Annotated in this window: 20 protein-coding genes; 12 read left to right on the top strand and 8 right to left on the bottom strand. The window is 70.7% G+C overall.

What is annotated here, in order from left to right; genetic code table 11:
* Window positions 1-117: 117 nt before the first annotated feature.
* Complete coding sequence (locus ACQPY4_RS16180) at window positions 118-702, bottom strand: hypothetical protein (RefSeq protein ID WP_433337092.1); 585 nt, start codon at window positions 700-702, stop codon at window positions 118-120.
* A 1,246-nt stretch (window positions 703-1,948) separates the two neighbouring features.
* Window positions 1,949-2,191, bottom strand: coding sequence for a hypothetical protein (locus ACQPY4_RS16175; protein ID WP_433337090.1), 243 nt, complete (start codon window positions 2,189-2,191; stop codon window positions 1,949-1,951).
* Window positions 2,192-2,626: 435 nt separating this feature from the next.
* Here ACQPY4_RS16175 and ACQPY4_RS16170 point away from each other — a divergent pair, with 435 nt between their 5' ends.
* Window positions 2,627-2,926 (top strand): hypothetical protein, encoded by a 300-nt coding sequence (locus tag ACQPY4_RS16170; protein ID WP_433337088.1) that lies wholly within the window; start codon window positions 2,627-2,629, stop codon window positions 2,924-2,926.
* 8 nt (window positions 2,927-2,934) lie between these two features.
* On the opposite strand, the gene ACQPY4_RS16165 is transcribed toward ACQPY4_RS16170, so the two are convergent.
* From ACQPY4_RS16165 to ACQPY4_RS16155, 3 genes are all read right to left on the bottom strand, one after another.
* Window positions 2,935-3,801 (bottom strand): nuclease-related domain-containing protein, encoded by an 867-nt coding sequence (locus ACQPY4_RS16165; RefSeq protein WP_433337086.1) that lies wholly within the window; start codon window positions 3,799-3,801, stop codon window positions 2,935-2,937.
* Between the two features lie 53 nt (window positions 3,802-3,854).
* On the bottom strand, window positions 3,855-4,679 hold the full coding sequence (locus ACQPY4_RS16160) for an SGNH/GDSL hydrolase family protein (protein ID WP_433337084.1): 825 nt from the start codon (window positions 4,677-4,679) through the stop codon (window positions 3,855-3,857).
* Window positions 4,680-4,950: 271 nt separating this feature from the next.
* Window positions 4,951-5,661, bottom strand: coding sequence for an SGNH/GDSL hydrolase family protein (locus tag ACQPY4_RS16155; RefSeq protein WP_433337082.1), 711 nt, complete (start codon window positions 5,659-5,661; stop codon window positions 4,951-4,953).
* Window positions 5,662-5,955: 294 nt separating this feature from the next.
* Here ACQPY4_RS16155 and ACQPY4_RS16150 point away from each other — a divergent pair, with 294 nt between their 5' ends.
* Window positions 5,956-6,312: a nucleotide pyrophosphohydrolase gene (locus ACQPY4_RS16150; protein ID WP_433337080.1), complete on the top strand. Its 357-nt coding sequence runs from the start codon at window positions 5,956-5,958 to the stop codon at window positions 6,310-6,312.
* 131 nt (window positions 6,313-6,443) lie between these two features.
* The gene (locus ACQPY4_RS16145) at window positions 6,444-8,324 is read left to right on the top strand and encodes a DNA/RNA helicase domain-containing protein (protein WP_433337078.1); all 1,881 of its coding nucleotides are present in this window, start codon (window positions 6,444-6,446) and stop codon (window positions 8,322-8,324) included.
* A gap of 20 nt (window positions 8,325-8,344) precedes the next feature.
* Here ACQPY4_RS16145 and ACQPY4_RS16140 read toward each other — a convergent pair whose 3' ends face one another.
* Window positions 8,345-8,707 (bottom strand): effector-associated constant component EACC1, encoded by a 363-nt coding sequence (locus tag ACQPY4_RS16140; RefSeq protein WP_433337076.1) that lies wholly within the window; start codon window positions 8,705-8,707, stop codon window positions 8,345-8,347.
* 198 nt (window positions 8,708-8,905) lie between these two features.
* Between ACQPY4_RS16140 and ACQPY4_RS16135 the strand changes: the two genes are divergently transcribed.
* From ACQPY4_RS16135 to ACQPY4_RS16105, 7 genes are all read left to right on the top strand, one after another.
* Window positions 8,906-12,007: a BTAD domain-containing putative transcriptional regulator gene (locus ACQPY4_RS16135; RefSeq protein WP_433337074.1), complete on the top strand. Its 3,102-nt coding sequence runs from the start codon at window positions 8,906-8,908 to the stop codon at window positions 12,005-12,007.
* Between the two features lie 48 nt (window positions 12,008-12,055).
* Window positions 12,056-13,585, top strand: a complete 1,530-nt coding sequence (locus ACQPY4_RS16130; protein ID WP_433337072.1) for an MFS transporter — start codon at window positions 12,056-12,058, stop codon at window positions 13,583-13,585.
* A gap of 135 nt (window positions 13,586-13,720) precedes the next feature.
* Window positions 13,721-14,542, top strand: a complete 822-nt coding sequence (locus ACQPY4_RS16125; protein ID WP_433337070.1) for an SPFH domain-containing protein — start codon at window positions 13,721-13,723, stop codon at window positions 14,540-14,542.
* Window positions 14,539-14,745 carry a hypothetical protein gene (locus tag ACQPY4_RS16120; RefSeq protein ID WP_433337068.1) on the top strand — a complete coding sequence of 69 codons (207 nt, stop codon included), beginning with the start codon at window positions 14,539-14,541 and terminating at the stop codon, window positions 14,743-14,745. The genes ACQPY4_RS16125 and ACQPY4_RS16120 overlap by 4 nt, the downstream gene beginning before the upstream one ends.
* Before the next feature lie 3 nt (window positions 14,746-14,748).
* The gene (locus ACQPY4_RS16115) at window positions 14,749-15,378 is read left to right on the top strand and encodes a GOLPH3/VPS74 family protein (protein ID WP_433337066.1); all 630 of its coding nucleotides are present in this window, start codon (window positions 14,749-14,751) and stop codon (window positions 15,376-15,378) included.
* Window positions 15,379-15,429: 51 nt separating this feature from the next.
* Complete coding sequence (locus ACQPY4_RS16110) at window positions 15,430-15,978, top strand: redoxin domain-containing protein (RefSeq protein ID WP_433337064.1); 549 nt, start codon at window positions 15,430-15,432, stop codon at window positions 15,976-15,978.
* Between the two features lie 3 nt (window positions 15,979-15,981).
* Window positions 15,982-16,857, top strand: coding sequence for a cytochrome c biogenesis CcdA family protein (locus tag ACQPY4_RS16105; protein WP_433337062.1), 876 nt, complete (start codon window positions 15,982-15,984; stop codon window positions 16,855-16,857).
* On the opposite strand, the gene ACQPY4_RS16100 is transcribed toward ACQPY4_RS16105, so the two are convergent.
* Window positions 16,802-17,302 carry a cupin domain-containing protein gene (locus ACQPY4_RS16100; protein ID WP_433337060.1) on the bottom strand — a complete coding sequence of 167 codons (501 nt, stop codon included), beginning with the start codon at window positions 17,300-17,302 and terminating at the stop codon, window positions 16,802-16,804. The genes ACQPY4_RS16105 and ACQPY4_RS16100 overlap by 56 nt on opposite strands.
* Before the next feature lie 5 nt (window positions 17,303-17,307).
* Window positions 17,308-17,721 carry an organic hydroperoxide resistance protein gene (locus ACQPY4_RS16095; RefSeq protein WP_433337058.1) on the bottom strand — a complete coding sequence of 138 codons (414 nt, stop codon included), beginning with the start codon at window positions 17,719-17,721 and terminating at the stop codon, window positions 17,308-17,310.
* A 126-nt stretch (window positions 17,722-17,847) separates the two neighbouring features.
* On the opposite strand from ACQPY4_RS16095, the gene ACQPY4_RS16090 reads away from it, so the two are divergent.
* Together ACQPY4_RS16090 and ACQPY4_RS16085 are read left to right on the top strand one after the other, a co-directional pair.
* Complete coding sequence (locus ACQPY4_RS16090; RefSeq protein ID WP_433337056.1) at window positions 17,848-18,408, top strand: exonuclease domain-containing protein; 561 nt, start codon at window positions 17,848-17,850, stop codon at window positions 18,406-18,408.
* A 235-nt stretch (window positions 18,409-18,643) separates the two neighbouring features.
* The gene (locus ACQPY4_RS16085) at window positions 18,644-19,894 is read left to right on the top strand and encodes an alpha/beta hydrolase family protein (RefSeq protein WP_433337054.1); all 1,251 of its coding nucleotides are present in this window, start codon (window positions 18,644-18,646) and stop codon (window positions 19,892-19,894) included.
* The last annotated feature ends 7 nt before the right edge of the window (window positions 19,895-19,901 follow it).

The following is a 19,901-nucleotide window of genomic DNA, read 5'->3' as shown; positions in this document are numbered from 1 at the left end:
GGCCCCTTCATCCGCCGCCCACCCCCAAACCTTCCGCAGAAACCACGCCCCCGTCCACTCCGGCCGCCGCCACCCAATCCCGAACGCCCTGGCCAGGGGCCGCCTCACCTTCGGTTCTCAGGCATCCTTCTCAACGTCCTCGCGGAACTTGCGCATCAGCTCGGCGGCTTCCTTGACAGTGGTGTGCGGCGTAGTGGGACCGACCACGGCCTCGGGGTTCTCGATCGGCCATACGGTTCCGAACGAGGTCTCGGTCGTCCACGTGCACACCACATTGGAGGCGCTGACCGGCGAACAGGCCCCTTCTCCCGCCCAGCCCGCGGCGACCTTCTTGATCTCCGACTCCGGGATCTTGGAACCGTCGTCCCGCACCGTGATTCGAAGGTAACCGTCAGCTATCTTCCCGTGGCCGCCGTAGAACAGGACCGCGACGTCGTGTCCCTTGGAGTTCTTCCCCTTGTAGACACCGGCCTTGAGGGTCTTCAACTTGGATTCGGCGCTCTTCTCGAGGTCGGCCTTGCCACCCTTGAGGAAGTCGGCGGCACGCCTGTCGGACTTCGAGAGGGTCATACCCGCGGCCCTGTCGGGAATCTCGATCCGGAAATTCTCCTCGTCCACGCCCAGCCACTCCGAAAGGACGCCGCCGACGATCACTTGGGCGACGAAGATGGCGACGCCTCCGGCGACCAACCCGATCACCAACTTGGGGCGGTGCCTGTGGCTGGGTGGAGGCCCGTGCGGGGACGGAACCGGGAGGGGGACGTCCATCGGAGGCTGGCCGGGAGGTCGGCTCGCAGAATCGGGAGTCGGGGACCAGTTGCTCATCAAGGCTCCAGGGCGCCAGTGCGGGCTGACGCTGGTGGGGGGCATGTCGTGATCTAAGACGAAACATCTCCAAGGCAGGTTCAGACACATCGAACGCCCGGCCAATGGAGGCGAGCCCCCCAGGACACGTCCGCAGACGCGAGGCATCAAGTGGCGCAGCGCCCGAGGCATTGCAGAACCTCGGACAAACGAGCGCGCGAGAAAGACGGCCCAAGGCCGGGAGCGCCCTGTACCTATGCGGACGCACTGAAGGCGCCCTGCACCTGTGTATGGCGCGCTGAAGGCGACCCGGCCTGCGCCGCGGCCTGCCAAGTACTGGCGCGGTGCGGGTAAGCCGGGCCGAGACGCGGACGAGGCGCGGCGCAAGGCAAGGCGCGGGGCGGGGCGGGGCGGGGGGCGGGGCGCAGGGCGGCCCGGCGCGTCGTGAGGCGGCATGGCGCGGCGCGAGGCGGCATGGCGCGGCGCGAGGCCGCACGGCGCGGCGCGAGGCCGCACGGCGCGGCGCGAGGCCGCACGGCGCGGCGCGAGGCCGCACGGCGCGGCGCGAGGCCGCACGGCGCGGCGCGAGGCCGCACGGCGCGGCGCGAGGCCGCACGGCACGGCGCGAGGCCGCACGGCACGGCGCGAGGCCGCACGGCACGGCGCGAGGCCGCACGGCACGGCGCGAGGCGGCACGGCACGGCGCGAGGCGGCACGGCACGGCGCGAGGCGGCACGGCACGGCGCGAGGCGGCACGGCACGGCGCGAGGCGGCACGGCACGGCGCGAGGCGGCACGGCACGGCGCGAGGCGGCACGGCACGGCACGGCGCGGCACGGCACGGCGCGAGGTGGCACGGCGCGGGACGGCGCGGCACGCACGAGGCGGGGCGGCACGACGCGGGGTGGTGCGAGGCGGGGTGGTGCGAGGCGGGGTGGTGCGAGGCGGGGTGGTGCGAGGCGGGGGCAAGCGCTGGGCGGGTGAGGCGGAGCGGCGCTGGGGCTGAGCGGGTGGTGGGGGCTCGGCCTCGGCGTGGCTCGGAGGCCGGGCGTGGGGCGGGCGGCGAGGGGGTGGGAGGCGCCCGGTGGGGACGGCCTGGGTGGGGTGGGGCTCGTCTGGGCGCTGTTTCCGGAGAGCCGCGGGGGTTAGGCGGCCAGGTAGGTGTGCTGGGGGTGGAGGCGGGTCACGGTGGCCAGGGCCCAGCGCATTCGGGCGGCGTAGGCCTCGGGGTGGTCGCCTGCCTCCTGGGCTACGCGGGCGGCGCAGGCGCGGGCGCCGTAGGTGGTCAGGTGGTCGTGGATGGCCGATTCGATGCGTTCGTCCGAGGGGTGGTCGGACGCCTGGAGCGGCGTGGTGAACAGCACCTGGGCGAGATCTGAGTCGTTCATCTCGATGCCTTCTTCCTTCGACGGGGGTTGCGTCCCGTTGTCTTGGACGCTATCGGCCGCCTCTGACATTTCTCTCGCACCGCCCACGAGCCTCGGTGGCCAGGGCCCGAACTGGCCTCGAATCCCTGGGGAAACCTGCGAACACTCGGGTCACTCCGGTCGTCTAACCCATCGTGACCTCTCCCCGCCCCCTTCAACGGAGGATCAGAGGTGCCCCGCCTTCGGGTGTGCGGCGCCGTCAGGACGCGGCCAGTTCTCCGGCGCGTGGCGCTGTGACCAGCGCGGGAGCCTCTCGGGCGCCCACGAGGAGGGCCCGCGATTCAAACCCGGGGAAACTCCGCGGCATCACTCTCCCGCACAACCGGCATGTCGCTCTCCCGTCCGATTCATCCGTCTAGTAGCGTTCAAGGGCTTTACTCCTTACATACGCTCTCAATGCCCGGAAGGGATCTGGTGGTTACGGCCTTCGTCCTCGCCTGCCTGGCCGGTCTGTTCGCCCTGAACCTGCCGCGCCTGCTCCGTCCCATGCCTTCCGCGCCCGTCAGCACGCCCACCGCCCCCGCCGCGGCGGGAGCTGGCGAGTACCCGGAGTCGATGACGGCGGAGCTCGAACCGGGAGACGAGGAATACCTCGCCTTCCTGGCTGACAATCTGTGGCCCGAGGACGAGTACCTCGAGCTGGAAGCATCGCCTGACAGCGAGGAGGACGGCGGCGGCACCAGCAGGTGCTGCTGACCGGCCCCTCAGCGCCGCCAGGTCCCCGGGCGGCGGGCCGACTCGTAGACCCTCGACACCTGGTCGGGGGGCAGCACGGTTCCCCGCCGCCGAAGCCACTTGCGCAGCGCCTTGGCATCGGACAGGACGGCGACGTCCTTCGGCCCGCCGCCGCGGACGGTGAACTCCTCCGCCCCCACGAAGACGATCGCCGACAGCACCGGCACATGGCGTCCGCATGCCACCGCCAGCAGCTCCCGGGTGCGCTGGGCCTCATGCCTGGAGTTGCGCACATAGGGGACGTCGGCCCCGTTCACGACCAGGCCCTCTCCTCCCACCCACACGCTTCCCCGGGTGGTCTTGGTGTTCACGGTCACCACGCCGAACGGCCCGATCAGCACATGGTCGATGTCGGCGCCCTTCGTCCCGACCGGGACCGAGTGCAGGACGTGCCACCCGCCCCGGCGGGCCCACTTGTCGAGGCGTTTGCCCAGATACCGTTCCCCGCTCGCCCCGACAGCGAAGGCGCGGGCCTCGGTCTTGGCGCCGACCATCAATTCCAGGGCGGATCGCACGGGCTTCTGGCGGCGGAGGGCCTTCGCGTGGGCCGCGGCCGCTTCGCCTGGACGGTTCTGGGCCAGGTCACCCTCTTTCTCCAGCGAGACCTGCGACTCCCCCGTATGCGGAAGAGGCGCCACCTCGATACGAGGTAGCGCCTCTCCCAGACGTTCGCATTCGTCGCGGACGACGTCCCAGAAGTCGTCGGCCGCCTCCGGGGCGCCGAGCTCATGCTCCCCGGAGCGGACGTCGTACCAGCCGACGTTGCTCTCGCCACGCCTCACGTACACCCGAAGGTGCCCGAACCTGCGCCAGACCAGCGCCTCGAGATCGCGCACAGCGGCCCCTCAAGCGATCGGCAACCGACCCGGCCAACCTACCGCTCCAGGTGTCAGCGGCCGGACCTGGCCAGAGCCACCCGGCTCGTGGAGCCGTTGAGCGCCGGCAGGTACCCGGACCGGTGGCCCAGCGCCGTCGGGTGGTAGGAGTCGTTGATCGGGATCGTCACCGCGTTGAGCCAGTCGTGCCCGGAGCACAGCTCGTGACCGGCGAACTCGTCCCGGACGTCGGAGTAGGTGACCCCGGCGTTGGCGGCGGCCTTGCCGATCGTGGCGGACAGCGTGTCGGCGGCCTGGTTGAGCGCGGTGCGCTTCTCGTTGCCGATGCCGACGCAGAACGAGACGATCTTGTACAGGCGCGGGTAGCCGAGCGCGACGACGCGGGCCGAGGGCGACTTCTGCTTGATCGCCGAGTACATCGAGTCGAGGAGCCCGGGGAGCCGGTCGCGCATGAACGTCTCGGCGGCCGCGGCGGCGTTCTTGCAGTCCGTCGTCGACCTCAGGACGCAGGTCTCCATCGTCCGGGCGAACCCGGCGTCGTTGCCGCCCGCGGTCACGCTCACCAGGGTGGTGTTCGAGCTCAGCGCGCTGAGCTGGGAGTTCTTGACGTCCACGGTGGTCGCGCCCGAACAGGCCACGAACTTGAACGACGCCGTGGTGTGGCTGGCCGCCCACAGCTTGGGATAGGCGTTGTTGCTGCGCCTGCAGTCTCCGCTCGCCGAGTCATAGGGACCGGCACCGACGCCCGAGGCGTAGGAGTCGCCGAGCGCGACGTAGTTGACGTCAGCCGCAGAGGCGGGAGCGGCAAGGGCGATAGAAGAGGCGACGGCGGCAATCGTGCCAAGGGCGAGAGTACGGGCCCGGGTTACTCGCATCATCACTCCGCAGTGTCCAGTGGTGCCGCGCCGCCCGAACCCGGAAATGAGGCCACCCGAACAAAGCCGTTTCAGCACTTGACGAACGGCTTGAAAGATGCCGCCACCCGAGGGGAGGTCCCGACAATTACAAGATCACTGTGACAGAAATCGCCAACCGGGCAACCACCGAACCTTGCGAATATCGGGGACAAGTTTGTGAACATCTGATGTTGCTGGAACCTTCGCGGCGGCATCGCCGCAGCCCAGCATCCGGAACGGTCCACTCATCGCGTCACCGCAGGTCCGGCAGGCCCCGTCCGACCGTTCTCAATGCGACCAGGTAACCCCGCCTCTGACCCAGGGACGTCGGATGGAAAGAGTCGCCTACCGGATAAGAAACCGCCCTGAGCCAGCCGTCTCCCGAGCACAACTCGTGCCCGGCGAACTCATCCCGAACATCAGCGAAATCAAAACCCGCATTCGCCGCCGCCCGGCCGACGCCCGCCGTCAGCGCGTCCGCCGCCCGGTTCAGCGCGACCCGCCGCGTCCGCGCAAGCGCCGAGCACCGCGCCGCACCCGTGTAGAGCCGCGGATACCCGAGCACCACGACCCGAGCCCGCGGCGCCTTCTTCCTGATGGCGGCGTAGAGAGCCGCGAGCCGTCCCGGCAACACCGTCGCCACATAGCGCTCCGCGGCCCCGACGGCCTTCCCGCATTCGGCCGCCGACCGCAGAACGCACGTCTCCATCGTCCGGCCGAACCTGGCGTCGTTACCCCCGGCCGTCACCGTGACCAGAGTCGTCCGAGCGTTCAGCGCACTCAGTTGCCGATTGATCACGTCCGTCGTCCTGGCCCCCGAACACGCCACGAACTGGAAGGAATCCACCCTCCGCGCCGTCGCCCACAACCTCGGATACGCCTTGGCGCTCCTCTTGCACCTGCCCGCGGCCCGGTCATACTCCCCCGCCCCCGTACCGGACGAGTAAGAGTCCCCCAACGCCACATAGTGCAACTCACCCGTAGATCCCCGGGGAGCACATCCAAAAGAACAGAGAAGAAATGCGAGCACACAAACAGCGATCACCCGCGGACCAGATCCCCGCACCACCACTCCGAGCCGACGTATCCAGTTGTTTCACCCTCGATGTACCCGGACGTCCCCCCACGAAAGCCTCCAAATACCGCCCAACAGATCATTTTTCCGTCGAATCCCGGTCCACCGTCTGACGGACTCCGGCTTCGTCCCCGTCCCGCGCCTCGAACGTGGACGTGCGGCCGACGGGTCTAACCTGGCGGAATGCATGCCTACGGGGACCTCGCGGAGCGCCTTCGGACGTTCGCCGTCCAACGGGACTGGGAGCAGTTCCACACACCCAAGAACCTGGCGATGGCCCTGTCAGGCGAGGTGGGCGAGCTGGTGGCCGAGTTGCAGTGGCTCACACCGAAGGAGTCCGCGTCGGTGATGGCAGACCCCGAAGCGGGCGCCCGGGTGCGAGCCGAGCTCGCGGACATTTTCCTGTACCTGACGCGCCTGGCCGACGTGCTCGGCGTCGACCTGCTCCAGGCCGCCCATGACAAGATCGCTGACAACGAGCGGCGCTACGACGCCGAGGCGTACCGCGGCTCCGCCCGCAAGGCGCCACCGCTCGCATGACCCGTCCTGTCAGTGATCGCCGATAGTCTTCCCCACCAAGAGATGCGGCCCGACGGGCTTCCGCCGATCGACTGATCGCGGAGAGACCCCCATACCGCACGAGATCTTCGTGCTGCCTGGGGGTTGGTTCCGTGACGGTCTTCCGTCGCACCGCGCAAGCCTTGCTTTCTCCGGTCGAACGCAAGCTCAGCGAGGTTCTGGCCGAACATCTGAAGATGTCCGCGAACCTGTCGGTCTCCGAGTCCGAGCGGCGCGCGTGGGACCGCAGCCTCCCGATCGTCGCGCACGATCTGGTGGAGGCCGGTCTCGACCAGATCGAAATGCTGATCGAGTACCAGCTGCCGCTGACCAGCAAGCGGGCCGACGTGGTGCTGGCCGGGGTCGACCGCCGGACGGGCGGCGACGCGTACGTCGTGGTCGAGCTGAAGCAGTGGAGCCATGTCGAGGTGTGGGACGAGGACGCCCGCCGCGTCCTGGTCCACAACATGACGGGCAGACCGAAGCTGCACCCGTCCTTGCAGGCCAAGGGCTACAGCGACTACATCCTCGACTTCCTCACCGTCCTGGCCGGCCACCCGGACGCGCTGCACGCGGTGGCGTACCTGCACAACGCCGAGCGCAAGGACGTCGCCGACCTGTTCGACATCGTCGAGGACGACCGCACCCGGTTGTTCACCCAGACCACCAGGGGCGCGTTCGTCGAATACCTGCGCGACCGGTTCGCCCCGGCCCCGGGCGCGGCGGCGGCCGACCGGCTGCTGTCCAGCCAGGTGCGGCCGTCCAAACAACTGCTCAAGCACGCGGCCGACGAGATCAAGCACCGGGAGCAGTTCACGCTGCTGGCCGAGCAGCGCCTCGCCTACGAGCTCGTCTTGCACGCCGTCGACAAGGCGCGCCGCCAGGACCTCAAGACCGTCGTCGTCATCACCGGAGGCCCCGGGAGCGGCAAGAGCGTCATCGCCCTCTCGCTCCTGGGCGAGCTGTCCCGGCAGAAGCACGCGGTGCTGCACGCGACGGGGTCCAGGTCGTTCACCCAGACGATGCGCCGCTACGTGGCCAAGGGCTCGGGCAACACCAAGGCGCTGTTCAAGTACTTCAACAACTTCATGGACGCCGGGAAGAACGAACTCGACGTGCTCATCTGCGACGAGGCGCACCGGATCCGGGAGGTCTCGGCCAACCGGTACACCGCCGCGCGGCTGCGCACCGGGCGGCCGCAGGTCGACGAGCTGATCGACGCGGCGCGCGTGCCGGTCTTCCTGCTCGACGAGCACCAGGTCGTCCGGCCGGGCGAGATGGGCACGCTCGACCAGATCCGCGACCACGCGCGCACCAAGGGCCTGGACGTCATCGCCGTCTCGCTGGACGAGCAGTTCCGCTGCGGCGGCAGCCGCGCCTACGAGGAGTGGGTGCTGCGGCTCCTCGGCCTGGACGGCGGGGCGCCCGCAGGCTGGACGGGCGACGACCGGTTCGACGTCACGATGGCCGACTCGCCCTACGACCTCGAAGCCGTCCTCGCGGGACACCGCGCGGACGGGCGCTCGGCGCGGATGACGGCGGGCTTCTGCTGGACGTGGAGCGAGCCCCTGAAAGACCATATGGGCCGTCCCCACGCGCTCGTCTCCGACGTGACGATCGGGCAGTGGGCCCGTCCCTGGAACGTCAAGGGCGACCGTTCGGTCGGCGACGCGCCCCCGAGCGAACTGTGGGCCACCGACGAGGGCGGCGCCGGTCAGGTCGGCTGCGTTTACACCGCGCAGGGCTTCGAGTACGACTGGAACGGCGTCATCCTCGGCCCCGACCTCCTCTACCGCGACGGCCGCCTCGTCACCGACCGCACAGCGAGCCGCGACCCGGCGCTGCGTCCGAAGACCGTGACCGCCGAGCAGGCCGACCGGCTGATCCGCAACACCTACAAGGTCCTGCTCACCCGAGGCATGGTCGGCACCGTCCTCTACTCCACCGACCCCGAAACCCAGGCATACCTCGCGACCTTGGTCACCAGGGGCTGAACCCTCGCGGTGCGCCGACGTCAGCGGTTGCTCGGGCGGGGGTGGGTGTGGGTCAGGAGCCATTCGGTCAGGCGTTCGCGTTCGGCGGGGGTGGGGGTAGAGACCTCGATGGTGCTCCCGTCACAGGCGACCTTCACCCGGCCCTTACGGGGGGCGAGCCAGGCGAGGACGGCGTTCGCCAGTGAGTGGGTGGCGGGGATGCCGGTCATCGCCACGAGGAGGGTGCCGACGGTGATCGGCTTTCCGTGGGGGGCCTGGGTGCGGGGTCTTTCGGCGTTGAGGCCGAGCCTGCGGAGTTCTTTGAGGAGTTGACGGCCGAGGAGGTCCAGGCGGAGCTGATCCGCGTTGTCTTCGGTGATCTCCAGGGTGACGGTCGGAGCCATGTGGTCGCCTCCATTTGCGGGCCTTTGATTTTAGAGACGCGCCTCAAAGAGCGAGGGGTGACGGGTGATTCGTCTCGAAATGGAAAACACTTGCGAGTAGCCAGGCATTTCTATCTTGGCGGGATATAACGAGCATTTTGGTGAAGTGGGGCGGGCTCGGCGGGGGCGGGGTGGGGGTGGGTGCGGGACAATCGGGGGATGCGGTTTGGGTTGTTGGGGACGGTCGAGGCATGGCGTGGGGACGAGCGGGTCGTGCTGGGCGGGCCGCTGGTGCGGGGGCTGCTGGCCATGCTGTGCCTGGACGCGGGGCGGGTGGTGGGGGTTGAGCGGCTGATCGATGGGCTTTACGGGGAGGACGCGCCCAGTGCCAACGCGCTTCAGTCGCAGGTCTCGCGGTTGCGGCGGGCGCTCGGGGACGGCTCGCTGGTCGAGGGGACGGCGGCCGGGTACCGGCTGGTGGCGGGACGGGAGGAGGTCGATGTCCTGCGGTTCGAGGGGCTTGCGGGGCAGGGGCGGGCCGCTCTGGGGGTGTCGGATTTCGCGGCCGCGGCCTCCGCTCTGCGGGAAGGGCTGGGGCTTTGGCGTGGGGCGCCGCTGGCCGATATTTCGGCGCCCTTTGTCGAGGGGCAGGCTCGGCGGTTGGAGGAGTTGAGGGCTTCGGCCGTGGAGGATCTGGCTGAGGCTGAGTTTTCGCTGGGTGAATTTGCTGGTGCTCTGCCTTTGGTTCGGGAATTGGTGGCCGAGCAGCCTTTGCGGGAGCGGGCTGTGGGGTTGCTGATGCGGGGACTTTATGGATCTGGGCGGCAGGCGGAGGCGCTGCGGGTTTTTGAGGACGCTCGGGGGCTGCTCGCGGAGGAGCTGGGGGCGGATCCCTCGGCCGAGCTCGCCGAGGTGCATCTGGCGATCCTCCGGGGGGACGCGTCGCTGGGTGTCCGGGAAGTAGTTCCGTCCAATTTGCCTGCTCAGCTCACCAGTTTCGTGGGGCGGGAGGAGGAACTCCGGCAGGTCGGGAAGCTGTTGACGGAGGCGCGGCTGGTCACTTTGCTGGGGCCGGGCGGAGCCGGGAAGACGCGGCTGGCGGTCGAGGCGGGGCAGCGGGAGGAAGGGCAGGTCTGTTTCGTCGATCTGGCCCCGGTGGGCGATGGCGCGGAAATTCCGCAGGTTCTGTTGAACGCCCTGGGGCTGCGTGAGCATGGATTGAAGGAGACCTCGCGGCAATTGAGCGCGATCGCGCGGTTGCTGGCCGCGTTGGCCGGGCGGGAATTGCTGCTTATTCTTGATAACTGCGAGCATCTTGTGGACAAGGCGGCCCGGATCACGCAGCGGCTGCTTTCCGGGTGTCCTGGATTGCGGGTTCTGGCGACCAGCCGGGAGGCGCTGGGGATTACGGGGGAGGTTCTGCGGCCGTTGCCGCCGCTTTCCGTCCCGCCGGAGGGGGTCGGGACGGCCGAGGTGCTTGGCTTTCCGGCGGTGCGGTTGTTCGCCGATCGGGCCGTTTCGGTGCGGCCCGGGTTTGCGGTGGACGCCGAGAATGTCGCGGATGTGCTGCGCATTTGCGGGGCCTTGGACGGGCTTCCTTTGGCCATTGAATTGGCAGCCGCACGGCTCCGTTCCCTGACCGTCGAGGAGGTCGCGCGGCGGCTGGACGATCGGTTCCGGTTGCTCTCGCGGGGCGACCGGACGGCGGCTCCCCGGCACCAGACGCTGCGGGCGGTCGTGGAGTGGAGCTGGGATCTGCTCGACGAGGCCGAGCGGCTGCTGGTGCGGCGGCTGACCGTGTTCTCCGGAGGCGCGACCCAGGACGCGGCGGAGCGGGTCTGCGGGCTCCCGGCGTTCGAGGTCGACGATCTGCTGGCGGGCCTGATCGACAAGTCGCTCGTCCACGCCGATGACGGGCGCTACCGGATGCTGGAGACGGTCCGGGCGTTCGGCGCCGAGCGGCTCCTGGAGGCCGGTGAGGAGGAGGAGCTGCGGCATAGGCACGCGGCGTACTTCCTTGATCTCGTCGAGGAGGCCGACGGGCATCTGCGGAAGGCCGACCAGCTCGCCTGGATGGCCCGGCTGGCGGCCGAGCACGCGAACATCCAGTCGGCGTTGCGCTGGACCGTCCGCGGGGAGCCGCTGACGGGCGTCCGGCTGATGTCGGCGGTGTCGTGGTATGGGTGGCTGCGCGGCGTGCGCAGCGAGCTCGGGGGTCCGGCGGCCGATCTGCTGCGGGTCATCGGTCCCGTCCCGCCGGAGGGGCTGGACGAGGAGTTCGTGAGCTGCGTCGTCAACGCGATCGTGGCCGGCACGCTGCGGGACGCGGAGGCCGAGCCGTTCCGGGCCGCGGCGGCGTCGGTCATGGACGCGATGCAGGGCCCGCCCCGGCGTCCCAGCGCGCTGGTGCTCTGGGCGATGATCAACCCGATCCCGACCGTGGACGACGTGGCCGAGCGGCGGCGGAGGTTCATACTCGGGACCGATCCGTGGCTGCGCGCGCTCGACCAGTTCAGCTACGCCTACCAATGCCTGTTCGCGGGAGACCTGGACGAGGCCGCGCCGGTGTTCGAGGAGGCGGTCGCGGGTTTCCGCGCGCTGGGCGACCGCTGGGGCACCGCGAACACGCTGGACGGGCAGGCGCAGCTCGCCGAGATGGCGGGCGACCAGCGACGCTCGCTCGAACTGCTGGAGGCCGCCCTCGACCTGGCCGGGCAGCTGGGGGCCAAGGAGGACGAGGCCGACCTGCTGGCACGGCGGGCGGAGGTCCGGGCACGGCTCGGCGACCTCGACGGCGCCCGGTCCGACTACGAGCTGGCGGCCAAGTACGCGACGTGGTCCGGAGCACCGCTGAAGGTCAGGGCCACCCGGCTCGGGCTCGCCGACGTGGCGCGCCTCGGCGGCGACACCGCGGCCGCCATCGCGTTGTACGACGAGGTCCTGTCCCATCCCGAGGCGAACTGGGGCTGGGACGGGGAGGCGACCGAGCGCGCCCAGATCGGCCTTGGCTGGATCGCGCTGGAGCAGGGAGACCTCCCGGGTGCGCGTGCCCGTTTCCGGACAAGCCTGGAGTCGGCCAAGGAGCAGCCGCTGTTCCTCGCGGCGTCCGAGGCACTGGAGGGTCTGGCCGCGGTGGCCCTGGCCGAAGGCGAGGCGGAGTTGGCCGCGACCCTGCTCGGTGTGGGCGGGCAACCGCGCAACGCCTGCTCCAAGGTCGCCGCCGAGGCGCGGGACGTCCTCGGTGAGGACGCCTTCACCGTCGCCTGCGAGCGCGGCTCGTCCATGAACCGCGAGGACGCCCTGGCCTTCGCCCTGGGCTGACAGCGTTTGGTGCGCCTGCGGTCAGAGAGGGCGCGCACGCTGCCGTCCATGGACAACACGCCGGTCTCCAACGCACGCAAATGGGGCACGTTCGCAATCGGGGCCCTGATGGGAATGGTGCCGCCCATCGACATGACGGCGCTGAACCTCGCCGTCCCGCAGCTGAGCGCTGACCTGGACCCGTCCGCGACCCAGATCCTGTGGATCGCCGACGCCTACGGTTTCGCGCTGGCCGCGCTGCTGATCACCATGGGCGGCATCGGCGACCGGATCGGCCACAAGCGGATGCTGCTGGGCGGGGCCGCCATGTTCGCGGTCGCGTCCGCGATCACCGCGTACGCCCCGACGGCCGAGCTGCTGATCGCGTCCCGGGCGCTGCTGGGCGTGGCGGGGGCCGCGCTGATGCCGTCCGGGCTCGCGCTGGTCCGCCGGGTGTTCACCGACCCCAAGGAGCGGACGATGGCCGTCGGGGTGTTCTTCGGCATCGGGGGGCTCTCGGTCGGGCTCGGGCCGGTGCTCGGCGGCGCGCTGCTCGACCACTTCTGGTGGGGCTCCGTCTTCATGATCAATGTGCCGATCATGACGGTGGCGGTGATCGCGGGCTTCGCCGTCCTGCCCGAGTCGCGCAACCTCCAGCCGGGACGGATCGACCTGCTCAGCCTGCCCCTGTCGGCGGCGGGCGTCCTCGGGCCCGTCTACGCGATCAAGGAAGCCGCCGACGGCGGCGTCACCCAGGGCCGCGTCGCCGTCGCCGCGCTGGTGGGCGTCCTGACCATGGCGCTGTTCGTCCGCCGCCAGATCCGGCTGGACGACCCGCTGGTCGACGTCCGGCTCTTCCGCCGTCCCGCGTTCGCCGGGGCCGTCAGCACCAACATGTTCGCGATGTTCGCGCTGGTGGCGCAGTCGCTGATCTTCTCGATGTACTTCCAGCTCGTCCTCGGGTGGTCGCCGCTGAAGGCGGGCCTGGCCGGCCTCCCGGGTGCGCTGGCCGCGATGGTCGGCGGCGCCGTCCTGGCTCCCCCAATGATCTCCGTCATCGGCCGCGCCCGCGCCGTCACCGCCGGGCTCGGCGTCGCCGCCGTCGCGTTCGCCCTGTTCCTCCAGGCGGGCGTCCAGCCCGACTACCCGGCGCTCCTGGTCCCGATGCTGATGAGCGGGCTCGGCATGGGCCTGGCGATGACGGTCACGGCCGACACCGTCCTGGCCTCGGTCCCCCAGAACCGGGCGGGCGCCGCGTCCGCGCTCTCCGAGACGTCCAACGAACTCGGCGGCGCCCTCGGCATGGCCGTGCTCGGCAGCGTCCTGAACGCCGTCTACCGCGACAGCCTCACCCTCCCCGCCGACTCCCCGCCCCAGGCCCGCGACTCCCTGGCCTCCGCCCTCCAGGCCACCGCCGCCCTCCCACCCGAAGCCGCCGCCCACCTCACCACCGCCGCCCGCGAAGCCTTCGTCGACGGCATGCACGCCGCCCTCTTCCTCAGCGCCGCCTTCGCCGCCCTCATAGCCCTCGCCTCCCTCTACACCCTCCGCACCGTCCCCAAAGTAATCCCCGACCCCCTCGTCCCCGCCAAGGACTGACTCGGCTAGGAAATGTGATATCACTTTGATAGTTTGGTGACATCGGCGAGGAGATGAGGGACGGGCATGGGGCAGGTTGGGATGGTTCGGGTCGGGGTTGAGGAGCGGGGCGCGCGGGATGTGGCCGGGTGGCCGATGCTGGGGGCGAGTGTGGTGCTCGTGGTCGGTGGGGCCGCCATGGTGGTGGGGGCGGTGGCGGCGGAGAGTGTGGTGCTGCTCGTCCTGGGGATTCTGCTGGTGGTCGGGGGGCTTGTCTTGGCGGCGGGGCTCACGGCGGTGGCGCCCAATGAGGCTCGGGTGCTGCAGGTGCTGGGGCGGTACAGCGGGACGGTGCGGACGGACGGGTTGCGGTGGGTGAACCCGATCACGATGCGGCGGCGGATCTCGACGCGGATCCGGAACCACGAGACCGGGCTGGCGAAGGTCAACGATCTGGACGGGAACCCGATCGAGATCTCGGCCGTGGTGGTGTGGCAGGTGGAGGACACGGCGCGGGCCGTGTTCGCGGTGGACGACTTCGTGGAGTTCGTGGCGTTCCAGACCGAGGCGGCGGTGCGGCACATCGCGGGGAGCTTCCCCTATGACGCGCACGACCGGACGTCGCTGCGCGACAATGCCGACGAGATCACCGCGAAGCTGTCGTCGGAGCTGGCCGAACGGGTGGAGGCGGCCGGGGTCACGATCGTGGAGTCGCGGATCACGAGCATCGCGTACGCGCCGGAGATCGCGCAGGCGATGCTGCGGCGGCAGCAGGCGGGCGCGGTGGTGGCGGCGCGGCAGCGGATCGTGGAGGGGGCGGTGGGCATGGTGCAGCTCGCCCTGGAGAAGCTCGTGGAGCAGGACGTCGTGGACCTCGACGAGGAGCGCAAGGCGGCGATGGTCAGCAACCTGCTGGTCGTGCTGTGCGCTGACCGGGACGCACAGCCGGTGGTCAACACCGGCACTCTCTACCAGTGACCGAGCGCAAGAGGGTCCTGCTGCGGCTCGATCCGGCCGTCCATGATGCACTGGCCAGGTGGGCGGGCGACGAGCTGCGCAGTACCAATGCCCAGATCGAGTTCCTGCTGCGGCAGGCGCTCACCGAGGCCGGGCGGATGCCCGGGGCCGCGCAGCGGATGCGGCGCCCCGGGCGGCCACCCAAGGACGAGACCGAGGAATAGGTCATGGTCGAGGTTCCGGACTCCCTGCCGGCCAGGATGTACCTGCTGGCGTACGACCTGGAGAAGCGGCGCATGAGGAAGTACGGGGGGCGGCTGGGGTATGTGCTGCGGGCAGCGGCGCTGACCGAGCTCTACCTGGACGGACGGCTGATCGACGAGCGTAAGAAGCCCAAGCCCGACACCCCCGGGGAAGATCCCTACGGGGTGTTGGCGCAGATCGCGGCGTCGCGGCCCCGATCGTGGCAGCACTGGGTCCGCAAGGGCAGCGGTGCCATGGTGCGGACGGTGCAGGACGAGCTGGAGAAGGGCGGGTGGATCAGGGTCGAGCGCCATAAGGTGCTGGGGCTGTTCCCCCGGGCGCGGGTCACGGTGCGCGATGCGCGGGTGGTGAAGAACCTGTGGGGCGGGGCGTCGTCGGCGCTCAGGGGCAAGCCCGTCGCTCATGTGAACAGTTACGACGCGGCGACGGTCGCGCTGGCGGCGGCGGGCCAGATCAACACCGTCCTGCCGAGGGGCGACCGGCGGCGGCACAAGCGACGCATCGCGGAGCTGACGGCGCGGTCGGGGCCCGCCCCGGCGGCGGTGCGCAAGGTGGTCAGGGCGGAGCTGGCCGAGGCGGCCGCCGCCGGCTGAGGTCACCGGTTCGTAAGAACTTCCTGGCGCCGTTGTCTCTAGCCTGAACGCATGAGATGGCTTTGCTTGACTGTGGTCGCGATCGTGGCGCTGGCGGGGTGCGGGGGGTCCGGCGATGACGGCGAGGCGGCTCCGGCCACGTCCTCGGGGGCGGCGGCGCCGGGCACGTCCTCGGGGGCGCCGGAGGCGGCGCCTGAGAAGTTGCGGTTCAGCGGGACGACTCTGAGCGGCGCGTCGTTCTCCGGGACGAGTCTGGCGGGGAAGCCGGCGGTGTTCTGGTTCTGGGCGCCGTGGTGTCCCAAGTGCGTCTCCGAGGGCCCGGCGGTGGCGAAGGCGGCCGGGAAGCACAAGGGCGAGGTCGCCTTCGTCGGGATCGCGGGCCTGGACAAGAGCAAGGACCGCATGCGCGGGTTCGTCGAGCGGACGGGGACCGGTGGTCTGACGCAGCTCGACGATCGCACCGGGGCGCTCTACAAGCACTTCAAGGTGACCTCGCAGTCGTCGTATGTGTTCATGAAGGCCGACGGCTCGTCCGAGCGGGTCTCGGGCCCGCTGGACGAGGACGGGGTCGAGCGGCGCGTCCGCGCGCTGGTGGGCTGAGCGGTGGAGACGGTCTCACTCGCGCTGGCGGCGGGGCTGGTGGCGGCGTTCAACCCCTGCGGCTTCGCGCTGCTGCCGACCTATCTGGCGCTGCTGGTCGCCGAGCCGGGCTCGGGCGGGGTGTGGCGGGCGCTGCGGCTGTCGGCGGCGATGACCGGCGGGTTCGTCACGGTGTTCGGGGTCTTCGGGGGCGTCGTCGCGGTGGCGGCGACCTCGGTGCAGGAGCATCTGCCGTGGGTCACGATCGTGATCGGGGTGGGGCTGCTCGGGCTGGGGATCTGGCTGGTGTCCGGGCGCGAGCTGCTGGTCAGGCTTCCCCGTCTCGGCGTGGGCGGCGCGGACGGCTCGCTGGTCGCGCTCTACGGGTACGGGGCGTCCTACGCGGTGGCCTCGCTGTCGTGCACGATCGCGCCGTTCCTGGCCGTCACGGGGATCGTGTCGGGCGGTGGCCTGGCCGAGGGTGTGCTCGCGTTCGCGGCCTACGGGGTGGGGATGGGCCTGGTCGTGGGGCTGCTGTCGATGATGGTGGCGCTGGCGCGGGGCGCGGCGGTCGCGCGGCTGCGGCGGGTGCTGCCGCACGTGTCGCGGGCCAGCGGGGTCCTGCTGTTCCTCGCCGGGATGTACGTCGTCTATTACGGCTGGTACGAGTTGCGTGTCTACGCGGGACGAGAGGCCGACGACCCGGTGGTGGACGCCGCCACACGGGTGCAGGGTGCGGTCACGGGTTTCCTGGACGACCTCGGCCCCGGCCTGGTGGCGGCGGGGTTCGCCGCCGTCGCGCTCGTCGCGGCGGTGTCGGCCAGACGAGCACGGGCCGCGCGGGTCAAGCGCGGTACTGGTCGTGACGGCGATAAAGATCGAGTGTCTCCTCCTCGGTGAGCTGCTTGCCCTGCGCGATGTTGTCGGCCAGCTCCTCGAAGTACGCCTCCCGGGGCGCGCCGGGGGCGAAGTGCAGCAGCATCGAGGCGGGTTCGCCCTCCTCGTTCCGGAACGCGTGGACGCCGCCTTCCGGGACGAAGAGGTAGTCGCCCGCGGTGGCCTTCGCCCAGGTCTCGCCGTCGTAGAGGTTGACGGTGCCCGCGAGGATGTAGAACGACTCGGACATCGTCCGGTGGAAATGGGGCTCGGGGCCGGTGGCGAAGGGGCCGAACTCCCAGCGGTACATGCCGAACTGGCCGTTGGTGGAGTGGGTCGTGGCGAGGTAGTGCACGCGCACGCCGAGGCCGTCGGGCCCGATAAGCAGGTCGGGCTCGGCGGACGACCGCCTGAGGGTGGCGCTGACCTCGCCTTTTTCGCCCAGGTAGGTGGCTTCCGGGTAAGACATGGAGGTCACTCTATGACGAGCTCCACCGGAATGTTGCCGCGCGTCGCGTTGGAATACGGGCAGACCTGATGGGCCCTGCCGACCAGTTCGCGTCCGGTCTCGCCCTGGAGCTCGTCGGGCAGTTCGACGCGCAGGACGACGCTGAGGCCGAACCCGTTCTCCAGGTCGCCGCCGATGCCGACCTCGGCGGTGACGGCGACGTCCTTGACGTCCTGGCGGGACGCGCGTGCCACGGCCGTCAGCGCGCTGGAGAAGCAGGCCGCGTATCCGGCGGCGAAGAGCTGCTCGGGGTTGGTGCCCTCGCCGCTGCCGCCCATCTCCCGGGGGACGGCCACGGCGAGGTCGATCCGGCCGTCGGAGCTGACGGCCCGGCCGTCGCGGCCGTCGGCGGTGGCGACGGCGGTGTAGTGCGCGGTCATGGTTCCTCCTCGTTGGTGGCGTGATTTCAACCTAGCACTATTTAGTTGTGCACAACTTAATTGTGACGCGTCAGACAGCGGAAAATCGGTCGTGGCGCGACGGCCGGGCTCGGTAGCTTGCTCGGCATGGAAGAGCGGGGGCGGTACCTCAACGTCGTGGACGTCGAGGCCACGTGCTGGGACGGGCGCACGCCCGACGGCATGGTCAGCGAGATCATCGAGATCGGGCTGTGCGTCGTCGACCTCGCCGAGCGCGAGCGGGTGGAGCGGCACCGCGTGCTGGTCCGTCCGGAGCGCTCGGTGGTGAGCGAGTTCTGCACCGAGCTGACCGGGCTCACCCAGGACGAGGTCGACACCGGCGTCACGTTCGGCGAGGCGTGCGCGCTGCTGGAGGCCGAGCACCGCGCGCACACCCGCGCCTGGGCGAGCTGGGGCGACTACGACCGCAAGCAGTTCGAGCGGCAGTGCGCGGCGAGCGGCGTCCCCTATCCCTTCGGGCGCAGGCACACCAACGCCAAGGCGACCTACTCCGAGGCCCACGATCTCCCCCGCAAGCTGGGCATGGCCGGGGCGCTCCGGCACGCGGGCATGCCCCTGGAGGGACGCCACCACAGCGGGGTGGACGACGCCTGGAACATCGCGGCGCTCGTCCTGAAGATCGACGCCCGAGGCTGCTGGCCGTCCTAGCCCGGACGGCCCCGCTGTGTGACGAGGGCCGCCACGAGCGCGCCCGCCGAGACCGGTGTGTTTCCGCGACACCCTCGCCTCTGACGCGCGACCGGCGTCCGTCGTGGACGGCGTCCTGATGCCGGTCGTCACACTCTGAACCGACGCGCGGGCCCCGGAACCTTGTCGAAGGTCAGGGGTCGGGGACGGCGATCGGGCATGTCGGGGCGAGATCGCCGGGCGCCAGGGTTGGCGTATGCGATCCACCCTTCGACTAAGCGGCGCCCTCGTGCTCGCCGCCGCGCTTCCGCTCTCGGCCTGCGGAGCCGATGCCACCCGGGAGGCGGTGAGCCGGGACGCGACGTCGTCGCCCGTGGGCTTCGGCCTGCCACGGCCGTCCGGACCCCAGGCGATCGGCACCACCGAACTGCATCTGGTCGACGCCGCGCGTGAGGACCCCTGGGTCGCGGGCAAGCGGCGGGAGCTGATGATCAGCGTCTGGTATCCGGCCCGCGACCAGGGCGGACCACGCGCGCCGTACCTGCGTCCCGCCGCCGCGCGGGCCATCGACGCGGCGGGAGCGCTCGGGATCTTCAAGCCGGGGCAGGTCGACTGGGCGGGCGCCCGCACCCACGCGGGCGAGGGTGTTGCGGCCGACGCGCGCCGGGGGCCGCGTCCCGTCGTGCTCTACTCCCCCGGGTTCGGTGTGCCGCGCGCGCTTGGCACCGGGTTGGCGGAGAACCTCGTCAGCCAGGGCTACGTGGTCGTGACGATGGACCACACTTTCGAGACGACGCCTGTGGAGTTCCCCGGGGGGCGCGTAGAGGGGCAGCGGCTGCCGCCGCAGGGGCCCGAGCGGCTCAAGAAAGCCCTCGCCACGCGCGTCCAGGACACGCGGTTCATCCTCGACCGGCTGGACGCCCTGCGCGCGGGCGCCAACCCCGACGCCGAGGGGCGGCACCTTCCCCGCGGCCTCGGCCGCACGCTCGACCTGACCCGGGTGGGGATGGCGGGGCACTCCGCCGGAGGCATCCAGGCCGCCGAGACCATGCGCCTCGACCGGCGGGTGGACTCCGGAATCGACATGGACGGCACGATGGCCTACTCCGACAAGGAGTTCGTCCAGGTCGCCGGGGAAGGGCTCGCGCGGCCGTTCATGCTGATGGGCGCGGCCATCGGCGGCAAGCCGCAGACGCATCTCACCAACCCCTCGTGGGGATCGTTCTGGGACCGCTCCACCGGGTTCAAACGCGACCTCAACCTGCCCGAGGGCGGGCACTACTCCTACACCGACCTCCAGACGGTGCTGCCCGAACTCGACGAGAAGCTCGACATCCCGGCCGCCCAGCGCGCCGCCTTCATCGGGACGATCGACGTCCCCGGGCGCGCAGCGCGGTCGGTGAACGCCTATGTGACCGCGTTCTTCGACCGGAGCCTGCGGGGGCGTCCCGGCCGCCCGCTCGACGGGCCCTCCCCCGCGCACCCCGACGTCCGCTTCATCGGCTGAGCCGCCC

The sequence above is a fragment of the Spirillospora sp. CA-294931 genome, assembly GCF_050946795.1.
Taxonomy (GTDB): Bacteria; Actinomycetota; Actinomycetes; order Streptosporangiales; family Streptosporangiaceae; genus Spirillospora.
The sequence above is the reverse complement of the archived record's forward strand: the minus strand, read 5'-3'. Positions and strand labels throughout refer to the sequence as shown.

Coding starts and splice junctions, on each gene's coding strand:
- ACQPY4_RS16175 (WP_433337090.1), bottom strand. CDS start 2,191: ATGAACGACTCAGATCTCGCCCAGGTGCTGTTCACCACGCCGCTCCAG.
- ACQPY4_RS16170 (WP_433337088.1), top strand. CDS start 2,627: ATGCCCGGAAGGGATCTGGTGGTTACGGCCTTCGTCCTCGCCTGCCTG.
- ACQPY4_RS16160 (WP_433337084.1), bottom strand. CDS start 4,679: ATGATGCGAGTAACCCGGGCCCGTACTCTCGCCCTTGGCACGATTGCC.
- ACQPY4_RS16150 (WP_433337080.1), top strand. CDS start 5,956: ATGCATGCCTACGGGGACCTCGCGGAGCGCCTTCGGACGTTCGCCGTC.
- ACQPY4_RS16140 (WP_433337076.1), bottom strand. CDS start 8,707: ATGGCTCCGACCGTCACCCTGGAGATCACCGAAGACAACGCGGATCAG.
- ACQPY4_RS16135 (WP_433337074.1), top strand. CDS start 8,906: ATGCGGTTTGGGTTGTTGGGGACGGTCGAGGCATGGCGTGGGGACGAG.
- ACQPY4_RS16130 (WP_433337072.1), top strand. CDS start 12,056: ATGGACAACACGCCGGTCTCCAACGCACGCAAATGGGGCACGTTCGCA.
- ACQPY4_RS16125 (WP_433337070.1), top strand. CDS start 13,721: ATGCTGGGGGCGAGTGTGGTGCTCGTGGTCGGTGGGGCCGCCATGGTG.
- ACQPY4_RS16115 (WP_433337066.1), top strand. CDS start 14,749: ATGGTCGAGGTTCCGGACTCCCTGCCGGCCAGGATGTACCTGCTGGCG.
- ACQPY4_RS16110 (WP_433337064.1), top strand. CDS start 15,430: ATGAGATGGCTTTGCTTGACTGTGGTCGCGATCGTGGCGCTGGCGGGG.
- ACQPY4_RS16100 (WP_433337060.1), bottom strand. CDS start 17,302: ATGTCTTACCCGGAAGCCACCTACCTGGGCGAAAAAGGCGAGGTCAGC.
- ACQPY4_RS16095 (WP_433337058.1), bottom strand. CDS start 17,721: ATGACCGCGCACTACACCGCCGTCGCCACCGCCGACGGCCGCGACGGC.
- ACQPY4_RS16090 (WP_433337056.1), top strand. CDS start 17,848: ATGGAAGAGCGGGGGCGGTACCTCAACGTCGTGGACGTCGAGGCCACG.
- ACQPY4_RS16085 (WP_433337054.1), top strand. CDS start 18,644: ATGCGATCCACCCTTCGACTAAGCGGCGCCCTCGTGCTCGCCGCCGCG.